We start from the raw sequence: 11,732 nt of genomic DNA on the forward strand, positions 1-11,732 counted from the left end.
CTTGTTCTGAGACTCTTGATTTTTACGAGTAATATAAACAACAGCAGCAGAAGTAAAAATACTACCAATACCTATTAGAGCAGTGATAATTATGGAAGGGTAATGTGGGCTAATTGAAACTAAAAATTCAGATGCCCCTGCATCAATTGGAGCATTTGCAATTACTACTTTTTCGATCAAATCTGACATAAATATCTAACTCTTAACATTGAAGTGGCGGCCTAACTATATTATTCGTTATAGCAGTTTAATTTTTCAGCATGCTTGTATGAAGAAGCTCTCAAGCCATCTACTGGATTGACATAGCTATTGTTCTTTAAGTGATTCATGACATAATTTATTATATTTTCACGAAATTGGATCTTTGAATCGAGCAACCCAAAGCGTTTATGGTGTTTCCACATGCATCTCTTATAGTTTTCATATTGCTTCTCTGTGACTTTCTTCTTACCTATATAATGTTGACCACGATCCATAATTACTGGTTCATTATACTTATGGTCTATCAGCCAGCGATCTGCCTCGCACATGTGTATCGAATCTCTAATAGTTTGACTGAGGAGAAAACGCTCAATTAATTTGGTAATAAGTAAATCTCTCAGAGTGAGTAAAATGGGCGCTATGATATATAGCCCAATACCCGAAAGAATTAGTTTGGTTATTGCAGTCCATGAAACATCGAGGATTTCCATAAGATCTCTTACAAAAAAGGGGCAGTTTCTAGATTTTAATGCAAAAGCTTCCAATCTAGTTCTTTGTGAAAGCGATTATACGAGATTTTTATATTGTTTAACAATTACTTATGGCTAGAAAACTAGCTGAATCCTAAATGCTTCATAACTATATGTGTGAAGCTAGCGCGCAAGCTTGCAACTAGAGCAGGGTTGTATGAGTGCTGATAGCTAGGTCGAATTTACCCCCGTGATACAACCCGGGGATTCACAACGAACAGCATTAGAAGAATGGATAACTTTTAGTAGGGAAAAAGCTCATGAACAGGATGCGAATGAGTAAAAGGTCTACCAAATAATGGGGCAAAAACAAGTTACAGCTACCCGCCATAGCTGCTTAGAACGTGCTTTGAAAACCAACGACCGTCTGAATTTTACTTATCCGAAGACGACGTTAAGTACCGTTTCCTCTGATTTAACGCCGTCATCACCAGTTACTTTTAGAACGATTGATTAAAGGGGTAACACCCAAGCGAAAGCGGCTAGGGGGGGGAATTCTGCACTGAAGTAACCGACACCATTTTCCACATACAGCGTCTGTTGTTGGACGCCTTCAATATGTTCTTGGAGCGTATAGCTTCCGTCAGCGATGCCTAGTTTTTGAATAACCTCTGCCGTCACCTTCAACTGAATGTGGTCTGTTTTTCTTTGGCTGAAGTTAGCCGCGGCGATAACCAGTTCTTGGTTATCAAAACGCAAGAAAGCATAAACAGAATCACTTAGCTGATTGGATTGGTGTAAGTCTTGGTACGCTCCGGTCATCGATGAATGGTTCAATGAAAACGTCATCACTTGTTGGTAGAAGAGTCTGAGCTGCTTTTCGTCATCGTTGAGCTGCCCGCCATCGAACTTTCCTCCGTTCATCCATTTTTGATGTTGAGGAACACCGATGTAGTCAAATATAGACGTGCGAGAAGGTTGCCCAAAGCCTGCGTTCTCCGCGCCCGATTCGCCTACTTCTTGCCCGAAGTAAATCATGGTGGGAGAGCTACTTAATAGCGCACTGACTAACATGGCAGGTTTGGCAATGTGTGGGTTACCAACAAAATCAGGAGACGCGACACGCTGCTCATCGTGGTTGTCTAAGAAGTGCATCATGTGATGTTCGATGTCCATCATTTGATGCTGGATCTCAGGGATGACTGCCGTTGAAGCCTTACCTTGCATGACTGCTTTTAGGCCGTCGTAAAGATCGACTTTGTCATACAGATAGTCCATTTTACCCATGCGAATGTAATCACGATAAAGGTCCGGTTGGTACACTTCCGCCATCAAAAAGGCGTCTTGATTCTTTACTTTGATTGATGAATTGAGATAGCTCCAGAATTCGACCGGTACCATTTCTGCCATATCGTAGCGAAATCCATCGACGCCTTTTTCTAACCAATATAATGCGATGTCTCGAAACTTAACCCATGAATCCGGCACATCAACTTGCTGCCAGAAATGGTAGTGGGCGAGGTGATCATGCATCGCATAATCATTCGGTAGTTCAGGGAAGTCTTTTGAACCGTCTGGTCGCACGCCATAGTTAATTTTTACGGTTTCATACCAATCATCGAAGTTTGGTTTGCTCAAACGCGATCCGTTACCTGTCCATTTGGCTGGGGATTCAAGAAACGGTGAGGCTAAATTCGGATGTTGTTCGCCTCCAAGAGGAATGAACGCAGGTTCGATCTCGGGCAGTTCAAATGCGCTGTCAGGAATGTAATAGAAGTTATTGTTGCGATGATACTCAACCGTCGTGTCATCTTGATCACCAAAGTCACGTACGCCCTCTGGGTTATTCAAGCCTTGGTAATTACGGGCAATGTGGTTAGGGACGATATCAATGATGACTTTCAAACCATTGTCATGGCTTCTTTTGATCAAGGCTTCGAATTCCTGTAAACGCTGCGCTGGGTTGTCAGCAAGATCTGGGTTTACGGAGTAGTAATCTTTGACGGCATAAGGTGAGCCAGCCCGTCCTTTTACAACGCTTGGATGATCGTCTGAGATGCTGATGTGCTTGTAGTCGTTGATCACAGCATGATGTGGTACTCCGGTGTACCAAATATGAGTGATGCCGAGTTCTCTAATTTCTGTCAGCGCTTTATTGGTGAAGTCACTGAACTTGCCCACGCCATTTTGTTCAATGGTTCCCCAAGGTGTGTTCTGTGTATTCTGATTGCCGAACAAACGGGTAAAAACTTGATAGATTGAATGTTTCTTGTTGTACATACTTATATTCCATCTCGAGAAGTGGAGGTGTAGGGCTTTGTCGTTGAAGCTGTGCTAGACGTTATGTTTGATATAGACGTTATATTTGATATAGAAGTTATCGTTAGGAGGCTAGCTTAATCAGAATGCGGCTTTATCCTCCTTGGGTAAGAAAATCGGGGCGTAGTTGCTGTGGTATGTGAGCGGCTGCTCAAAAAAAGGGGAGGTTAATACCTCCCCTCGCTTTTCCCCAAAAAAACAGGCTCGTCTGTGATGATTATGTGAATGTGAAGCTTATTGTTTCGTCACAGATACCACGGCTTTTTCTGCGCTGTCATTGAGTTGATGAATCGCATTCAGTGTGAATGTGTAGTTGCCGGCTTCGGTTACATTCAACTTACAGTCGCCTTCGCTGCCAATGTTGATCGAGCCTTTAGCTAAGTCGACGGAGTGACAGCCAATATCCAAGACACCCCAAGTAGAACCGCCAAACTTGAAGCCATATTCACCCACAGCCAAAGCGCCACTGACAGAGTAAACGCCGTTACCAACGAAGCTCATCGCCCAAGCGTCCGTCGGGTTCCATCCGTTCATTGCACCACGTACATAGACGGTCGTTTTGCCATATGGCGGAATCTTAGATACGTCCTTTTGTGAGTTATCAACCGATAACCCAGCACCTTGTGATGCGCCTTGAGTTTGCACAAATACCGCGGTGGTCAATGGCGGAACGGTGAAGGTCTCAGCGGAAAAGGTGGCGCCTTTCACGATGTCATCGGCAGAGTTCTGCTGAATGGTATGGAGTGTAAAGCCCGTCGCTCCCGTGATCTTGAATGATTGAGATTTACTCGTTGAGTTTATGACAACCACAATGGCATCAGCGGTTGGATCTAGGTCTTTGCCTGTGGAGATTCCGTCATCAATAGACATCACGATCAGGCCTTCGATTTGATCTTTGCCCACATTGCGGAAGTCGACACGCTTCATGACTTCTTCTGCTGTGTCTAAGCGGAACAGTTCACTTGAGCTGCGGATTTTTAACAGCTCTAGGAATTGCTGCTTGGTGAGGTCAATGTCTTCTTTTACTGGTTTAGCTGTGCTGTCGGCAATGATAGTTTTGATGAGTTCCCAGTTGGCACCATCTTTGTCTTCACGAGGTAAGCCAACATTCCAGTTATTGCCAGTACCATCAAACATCACACGGTTGTACCAATCGCCAGAGTCGTAAGAATCACGCTGCATCGATTTAGAACGTAACAGTTCAGAACCCATGTGTATGAACGGGATGCCTTGACCCAACATGACGGTCGAGAGCGATACCGACTGCATACGAGCACGTTCTGCAGAGCTTGTACCTTCGGCGATTTTGTAAGCGTTGTTATCCCAAAGAGTTTGGTTATCGTGCTTGGAAACGTAAGAGATGTTCTCTGACGGCATTTTGGTGTAGCCGGCAGGTGCGCCGTTGTAGTCGACGTTTTTGCCCAGTTTGGTATCGCCTTTGTAATCCAGTAATACGTATTCGGCTAAGTTACCGGCCATGCCTAAACGCACAAGATCTTGGTTGTGTAAACGACCGTTGACTGAATCTTGATCAACTTTGGTTTCTTCGTTGGCAAACGCGGCGTTACCGAAGCCTTGGTTAAATCGAAGTGGGTGCTTACCTTCAGAATCGACACCACCATCAAATGGGCTACCGCCGCGTACTGCATCACGCAAACGGTCAGAGAAGGTGCCAATTTCGGTGCCTGCCATATTGATCTGGTTGGCTTGTTCGAAGCGAGCGTTGTTTGCTACTTCGCCAAAGTCCCAACCTTCGCCATAGAACAGGGTATTTGGGTCGATCTTGCGCACTTCTTTCAATGCTTCAACCATTACGCTTTTTGGCTGGTGGCCCATTAAGTCAAAACGAAAACCATCAACCTTATAGTCGTCAGCCCATACCTTGAGTGAGTCGACCATCAACTTACCCATCATTAGGTTTTCAGTTGCGGTGTTATCACAACACGTTGAGCTTTCCACGCCACCAGTGTTCACATTCAGGCGGTGATAATACCCAGGGACGATCTTATCCAGTACGGACTTATCGTTCACGCCAGACGCATTGGTATGGTTATAAACCACGTCCATGATCAGTTTAAGATCCATTTCGTGCGCAGCTTTAACCATTTGACGGAATTCTAGAATACGTTTTGAACCGTTAGGATCTGTCGCGTAACTTCCCTCTGGAACGGTGTAATGAAATGGGTCGTAGCCCCAGTTGAAACTATCTAGCATACGCAGATCGTTCATTAGAGCTTGGGCATCGCCTGTTGAAGAGTTATAGCTGTTGAGTACGGTTTCGATGGTTTTGTTTTCATCTTCGGTGCCGCATAAAGTCGCCGTTGGTTTTACGTTACAGAGTTTGCCAACGGTGTCGGTGATATCCACGCGGCTCGCGTCATCTTCATTGATGGTAGCGATATCGAATGCAGGTAAGATATGAAGCGTAGTTAAACCGGCATCTTTCAGAGCTTTCAAGTGTTTTACTGACTCACGATCGGCTTCTGTTAGCGCTAGGTACTTGCCGTTTAAGCTTGCTGTACCTAACTTATCACTGAAGCTAAAGTCACGAAGGTGTGATTCGTACAGTACGTGGTCTTCGTCTTTCTTCACGGTTGGGCGCTTATATCCAGCCCAACCTTGTGGCATCAGTGCTGCTTCATCAAGGTCAATCACTTGTGAGTATGCTGAATTCTTCGACAAGCCGAGTGAGTATGGGTCGGTCACAAGGCGAGTTTCGATATTACCAGTGGTTGGGTGGTAGACCTTCACTTGGTAACGGTAATAACTATTCACGGCGTTAGAAATTGAATCCGTTGCCCAAATGCCTGTTTCCAAGCTTTCCGTCATTGGGATCACTTTTGAACTTTGTCGGTCTTCGCTGTAGAGGACGAGTTCAACATCTTGCGCGGTAGGAGCCCAAAGTTTGAAGGTCGTCGTGCTGCCTTCCACAATCGCCCCCAGTGTTTCTCCGATTGCGTTACCCGTCTCTTTGTTGGCAAATACAGCATCAAGTACGCCGGGCTTTTGAACTTCAGTTGAAGAGATAACGTCGCCATTCACATTATACGCAACAACAATGATTTGAGATTTCAAGATGGTGCGCAGCGTGCTGGCGTCAACATCAATTGATAAAGCGGGTAGGCTTGCTAGATGACGGAAGCGTTCTTTTAATGCAGAGGATAGCTTGCCATCTTTTTTGAGTTCAACGGCCTGCCCACCGGCGATCGCCTTATCATCGTTTATCGTGATGCTGTTATCGAGTGCGTAGAACAACTTGAGAGAATCGGCACCGTCTGCAGCTTCCCAAGCGATTGTGTTTGAGTCCAACCAATGTGCCTTCTGGCCATCAATCTTAACTGGGCGTTCTGAAATCGGTTCGTAGTACAGCGCGCTGCTGCCATGGAAACCGAATACAGATTGAGATTGACTCAGTTTGGTGAGATCAATTTTCGAGTTGGCGCTGCCAAACGCCTTATCGCCGCCATTATGCAAGATGAAGTTCATGCACTTATGAGGGTCGGATGCATCTGGGTCGACTTTCAACACGTAGTAGGCGCCATAGGTATCATTGATGCCCTTGAATTCATAAGGTACATCCCAGTCAGTCCCATTGTTACCTAATCCCATGCCGACTAAGTCAGTGCTCGTACAACCTTCACCATTCCAAAGGTGAAGCCCCCAGCCGTCGTAGGTCGAGCCAGAAGCGCGAGCCGCTGCAACATCTCGTTTGTAATAAATAACAACTTCGTTTTCAGCGGCTTTATATAGACTATTGCTGTCAGAGTTTGTTTTGCTAGTGTCGCTTCCACAGCCTGCTACCAAGGTCGCGGTGACGAGAGGCAATATCGCCTTGGCTAAAGCTGAACGTTTGAAGTTGTTTGTTTGCGCAATATTGAAGCTCTTTGTTTTTGCAATCTTCAAGGTACTTTGTAGAATCTCGTGTTTATTGGTATTTATTTCGTTCACGTTTTGATATCCATATTTTTTACGAAGATGAATATCCTAGGCTTAACGATGCTCCACTATTTGTGACGCTTATGTATTAAGTTATTTTTAATCCGTAAAAATAGGAAACCTAGTGTCGATATCACGGATTGTGGTGGTTAACGCGCTTTTTTATTGGTTCAATAGCTCATAAAATACAGTTGGTTAGCCATAGGCGTAGAAGATAGGAGTAGTCGCTAGGGGTGATAACTACGCCTTATTTATGTGAGCTTAGTGGCACTTCACTCGCTGGTTGTTTTTCCTATCAAAAAAAGTTTGTACTCATTCGCCTCAAATAGCCTTAGTGAGTCTTTAATGTGGAATGGTGACGCTATGTTGTTCATTATCCAAAGGAGTTGATGTTGTCTTCATCTATTCAAATCGCTATTACTTATCTGGTATTGGTAGCGGTATCTGCGTTGTTTTCAGAAAGTTCAAAAGCGCTCTTGGTGTGGTATTTAGTTATCGGAATAGTGACGTTTTTTGTGTACGCGAAGGACAAGAGAGCGGCAATCAATGGTAATTGGCGTGTACCAGAGAAAACTCTGCATGTTTTTTCTGTTGCTGGTGGTTGGTTAGGTGCGTTAATTGCTCAAGATAAACTGCGTCATAAAACGCAGAAGCAACCATTTAGATTTGTATTTTTCGTGACGGCGTCACTTAACGTTGTGGCTTTTGTCTGGACGTTAACGCCGAGTGGGCAGGCGACATTTGGTCAATGGCTAAGCGAGATTATTAAGCTCTTTTAAAGAAACGGATGGTTAGCACCGGTGTACTAACCATCAATAGATAAAGTAAGTCGATTAGATCATCGGAATCGTTGAGGCTAGAAGTAAGCCTGCCATACCGTAGTTGAAGCTCTTGATGCGTACTGGTGTTGTTAACCAGTGTTGCAGTTGTTTGCCTGCTGCCGTCCAGAATGTCACTGATGGCAAGTTGGCTAGTGTGAATATACTGGCGATGATCGCGAGCTCCCACCATGAACTACCACTGCTGTACACTGAAATTGCCGTCAGCGCCATTGACCAACCTTTCGGGTTCACCCACTGAAAACTTGCCGCACCAATGAAGGTCATTGGTTTAAAAGCCTCAGTACTTTTCGCTTTACCGCTCAATGCTATCTTAATCGCAAGGTACACGAGGTAAGCAAGACTCAGGTATTTCAAGATTTGGTGAGAGACCGGATAGGCGTTAAAAATCCCCATTAAGCCGAAGCCAACCAATAGCAACATGGCTGCAAACCCCAGAGCAATGCCCAGCATGTGCGGAATGGTACGAGCAAAGCCAACATTGGCTCCTGATGTCATGAGCATGATGTTATTTGGACCTGGTGTGAAGGTCGAGACAAACGCAAACAAGGCAAGTGCGCTAAGTTGTTCTAAAGGCATTGTGATTCTCCAGCAGTAAAATGAACGAAGTGACTGACCGGTCATGACTTTCACGTGTTGAGAAACATAGTAGGTGGAAAGTGAGGCAATTATGTGCTTTTATTTCCTCAATTATCACTTAATGCACAATAATAAGTACTTATGGATAGATTTGACGAAAGGATATTGCAAGAGCTTAAATTGGACGGCAGAATCTCCAACATTGAGCTTTCAGAACGTATAGGATTGTCGGCTTCAGCGACCTTAAGGCGAGTACAGGATCTCGAGCGTAAAGGGATCATTCAAGGTTACCGCGCGGTTCTGGATAATGGCCTGATGGGCGTTGGCTTTATTGCTTATGTTTCGATTGGCTTGTCGAGCCACAGCAAAGCGGCTCAGCTAGAGTTTGAACAGCACGTCAGTATGGAGAAAGAGGTGGTGGAGTGTCACAACATTACTGGTGCTAACGAGTACTTGCTTAGAGTTGAGACCAAAGATCTACCGGGCTATAAGAAGTTTCATGCCGATGTGCTTGGGGAATGTGCTCAGGTTCAATCCATTACGACCATGGTTGTTATGGATACACCCAAAGATGAACGTTAGTCGAGTTTTATTGTAGGAGAGGCGCAGTGCCAAATACTAATCAGTTGTTATTGTTCTTAGATGTGGTTCAACAAGGGTCGTTTACCAAAGCGGCAACCTTACACGATATGGACAACTCATCGCTCTCTAAACAGATCAAAAAGCTGGAGCAAGATTTAGGTGTTCAGTTACTCAACCGTTCTACGCGTTCGTTCTCGTTGACGTCGGCAGGGGAAGATATTCTCGCGCAAACCTATGTACTGAAAGATACTATTAATCAGATTCAAGGCATTGCCGACTCGTACCAATCTGAACCCAAAGGTGTGTTACGAATTACGTCGCCGATCTATTTTGGTCAGCAATACTTACAACCTATTATTACTCAGTTCATGAGAAAGTATCCGGATGTTCAGATTGTGCTGTCACTAGACGACAAGATCGCGAATATTATTGCAGGGCAGTTTGATATCGCGTTTCGCTTCAGTAAGCTTGTTGAATCCAATTTGATTGCCAAGAAGATTGCCGACAGTAACTTCATGCTGGTTGCATCGAACGACTTTGTGAAAGAGCACGGTGAGCCAAAGACGCCACAAGATTTGCTCTCTTTACCTGCGGTTATCTATACCAATGGTGATATGACAGTCGATCACCTGCGGATCAGTGAAGAGCCGCATGGCAACACTTTCCAAAGCCTAACGATTCGCGGTAACTATAAGGTGAGTGATGTTCGCACCATGGTGTCTTGCGTGAAAGATGGCTTAGGTTATGGCTTCCTTGACCAATCAAACTTGTATGCCTCAATGAAAGAACTGGGCTTGGTTACGTTACTTCCTGATTATGCAATCTCGACGGTTGATACGGCTATTTATGCTGTGTATCCGCATCGTAAGCAGACCAAATTGGTGAAAGAGTTCATTACTATGGTTCAAGACTATATTGGCTCTCCGACCATTTGGGAAAAGATGCAGCAAGGTTAGTTGGAAAGTCTAGGCCATAAGCTGATAGATAAGATAGATAAGTAACGCCCCAAGACTTATAGAGAAAAAGCGAGCGGGATCACAGCATTAATGGAGTGCTGACGGATAGATACTCGTAGGCTTTTTATCATTATGTATTCCTGAGATACTGAACAAAATTCATGTTAGGGCGGAACGTTTTAATAACTGCGCTTTTCCCTGTCATTCAAACATACTGCTCGCTATAGGTTGATTGCTTTCCTGTGTAGGGTGCTATTAGCCGAGTTAGGACAAAATATTTTATGAGTACAATGGGAATCGCAATTGGTGCGACCGCTCTTTCGTTAATACTGATTGCTGTTTGGTTGGTCTCTTTGTCGCTAAGAAAAAAGCGCTTGGAACAAGAACGTAAAGCTCGCGCTGTCGCTTACCGAAAAGCGATTGAAAAAGCACGTATCCAAGAGCAAAAAGATCGTCAATTTAAGGCTGAAACAGGGCATGTGCCGTCGATTCTGTATTTGGCGAAAGAGGCCGAACGAGTCAATCTTAAGGAAGCTCTGTATTGGTACGATAAAGCTGCCCATTTAGACAATGTCAACGGCATGTACGGCATTGTGCGTCTGAGTATGAAGTGCAAAGAAGACCTAATTTTAAGAGAAAAGGCCAATTTTTGGCAGTTAGCGATATCAGCACTGGATAATGATCCGCTTGCAAAATTCGAGGTGGGTAAAGCACTCGTGTTTGGTCGCGGAGTTGAGAAAAACCTTCCGAAAGGCAGCGCCTATATTGAAGAGTCTGCAGCTAGTGGTAACACTGAAGCGATGCTTTTTATGGGGGATTGGTGCTTAGATAGAGAGAACCCAGATTATTCTCCAGAAAGCTCTTTCATGTGGTACAGAAAAGCGGCTGAAAAGAATAGTCTAGACGGAAAAATTAAATTGGGTATGAGCTATTTGAACGGTGTTGGTGTTGTCGCTAATCATCGTGAAGCGGTTTACTGGTTTGAAACGGCAGCTGAAAAAAACTGTGCAGAAGCGATGTTTAAAGCCGGTGAGGCGTGGATTGACCATGGTGAGCACGGCAATGCTATCGCGTATATCTGGTTATTCTTATCGGCTCATTTTGGCTATGCGGATGCTAGGTATTTGAGAGATAAAGTTGGTGGGGATCTTGGTGTTGATGCCGTTGTGGGATTACAGGCTCTGACTAAGCCAATAATGACCAAGTTGACGCAAGAAGCAATCACCAAGCACTCTATCGTTAAAGCGCTCAACAAGCTCTACAAACGCGATATCCCAGTACATAAGAAAGTGAAAGAAGCCTCTGACGAAGAAAGTGATGAGTTAGGTGTCGATAAGGCGGATTTGGATACCGAAGCTTCAAGTGCTCAAGGTTTAAATGCCAACAATCACCAACAGGCGGCTGAAAACCATGATGGTGACAAGGCAAGCGCGAATCGAGCATCACAAGATAAGCAAGCTAACTCTAATGGCGGTTCTTTGGACTTTAGCCAACCGGCAGTTGAGTCTAACTGGAAGAGCAATTAATAAACCGTGTTTATGAGTTATTACTTGTGTTCTGAACATGACTGAAACGAGTAGTTCTACAATTTAAAAAATCCAACGATGTTATATGATTGTAGATATTATAACTGACTGTATTAAGCCGCTAAGTCATACGGTAGGTATTATTGACTGCGGCGGGTAAAGCACTCAAACAAAAAAAAGGGAAGCATCTGCTTCCCTTTTTGTTTATGTACGATTTGCTTTTTAGAGCTTAGAGCTTAGAGCTTAGAGCTTAGAGCTTAGAGCTTAGAGCTTAGAGCTTAGAGCTTAGAGCTCAGAACTGTTTAGGTTCAGAGCAGCTAAAGG

General features: G+C 44.4%; 8 protein-coding genes and 1 pseudogene. 4 read left to right on the forward strand and 5 right to left on the reverse strand.

Annotation, left to right across the window (positions count from 1 at the left end; genetic code table 11):
- The 4 genes and pseudogenes from AB4496_RS03465 to pulA form a co-directional block, all read right to left on the reverse strand.
- Positions 1-189 (reverse strand): annotated as a pseudogene (locus AB4496_RS03465) (hypothetical protein); the annotation flags it as partial.
- A 41-nt stretch (positions 190-230) separates the two neighbouring features.
- Entirely contained in the window at positions 231-692 is a 462-nt protein-coding gene (locus AB4496_RS03470) for a hypothetical protein (protein ID WP_102258071.1), read from the reverse strand.
- 492 nt (positions 693-1,184) lie between these two features.
- Positions 1,185-2,951: an alpha-amylase family protein gene (locus tag AB4496_RS03475; protein ID WP_102258070.1), complete on the reverse strand. Its 1,767-nt coding sequence runs from the start codon at positions 2,949-2,951 to the stop codon at positions 1,185-1,187.
- Positions 2,952-3,224: 273 nt separating this feature from the next.
- A complete protein-coding gene (gene pulA, locus AB4496_RS03480; RefSeq protein ID WP_372071229.1) occupies positions 3,225-6,938 on the reverse strand; it encodes a pullulanase-type alpha-1,6-glucosidase in 3,714 nt (1,237 codons plus the stop codon).
- Between the two features lie 377 nt (positions 6,939-7,315).
- On the opposite strand from pulA, the gene AB4496_RS03485 reads away from it, so the two are divergent.
- Complete coding sequence (locus AB4496_RS03485; protein ID WP_065678504.1) at positions 7,316-7,705, forward strand: DUF1294 domain-containing protein; 390 nt, start codon at positions 7,316-7,318, stop codon at positions 7,703-7,705.
- 54 nt (positions 7,706-7,759) lie between these two features.
- On the opposite strand, the gene AB4496_RS03490 is transcribed toward AB4496_RS03485, so the two are convergent.
- Positions 7,760-8,344 carry a LysE family translocator gene (locus tag AB4496_RS03490; RefSeq protein WP_029223178.1) on the reverse strand — a complete coding sequence of 195 codons (585 nt, stop codon included), beginning with the start codon at positions 8,342-8,344 and terminating at the stop codon, positions 7,760-7,762.
- 141 nt (positions 8,345-8,485) lie between these two features.
- On the opposite strand from AB4496_RS03490, the gene AB4496_RS03495 reads away from it, so the two are divergent.
- From AB4496_RS03495 to AB4496_RS03505, 3 genes are all read left to right on the forward strand, one after another.
- Complete coding sequence (locus AB4496_RS03495) at positions 8,486-8,926, forward strand: Lrp/AsnC family transcriptional regulator (protein WP_009845852.1); 441 nt, start codon at positions 8,486-8,488, stop codon at positions 8,924-8,926.
- A 26-nt stretch (positions 8,927-8,952) separates the two neighbouring features.
- Positions 8,953-9,882, forward strand: a complete 930-nt coding sequence (locus AB4496_RS03500; RefSeq protein ID WP_102258069.1) for a LysR family transcriptional regulator — start codon at positions 8,953-8,955, stop codon at positions 9,880-9,882.
- A gap of 290 nt (positions 9,883-10,172) precedes the next feature.
- The gene (locus AB4496_RS03505; RefSeq protein WP_102258068.1) at positions 10,173-11,408 is read left to right on the forward strand and encodes a tetratricopeptide repeat protein; all 1,236 of its coding nucleotides are present in this window, start codon (positions 10,173-10,175) and stop codon (positions 11,406-11,408) included.
- Positions 11,409-11,732 lie beyond the last annotated feature (324 nt).

Source organism: Vibrio sp. 10N.222.46.A1, from assembly GCF_041473595.1.
In the GTDB taxonomy this organism is placed as follows: Bacteria; Pseudomonadota; Gammaproteobacteria; order Enterobacterales; family Vibrionaceae; genus Vibrio; species Vibrio tasmaniensis_A.

Coding starts and splice junctions, on each gene's coding strand:
- AB4496_RS03470 (WP_102258071.1), bottom strand. CDS start 692: ATGGAAATCCTCGATGTTTCATGGACTGCAATAACCAAACTAATTCTT.
- AB4496_RS03475 (WP_102258070.1), bottom strand. CDS start 2,951: ATGTACAACAAGAAACATTCAATCTATCAAGTTTTTACCCGTTTGTTC.
- AB4496_RS03485 (WP_065678504.1), top strand. CDS start 7,316: ATGTTGTCTTCATCTATTCAAATCGCTATTACTTATCTGGTATTGGTA.
- AB4496_RS03490 (WP_029223178.1), bottom strand. CDS start 8,344: ATGCCTTTAGAACAACTTAGCGCACTTGCCTTGTTTGCGTTTGTCTCG.
- AB4496_RS03495 (WP_009845852.1), top strand. CDS start 8,486: ATGGATAGATTTGACGAAAGGATATTGCAAGAGCTTAAATTGGACGGC.
- AB4496_RS03505 (WP_102258068.1), top strand. CDS start 10,173: ATGGGAATCGCAATTGGTGCGACCGCTCTTTCGTTAATACTGATTGCT.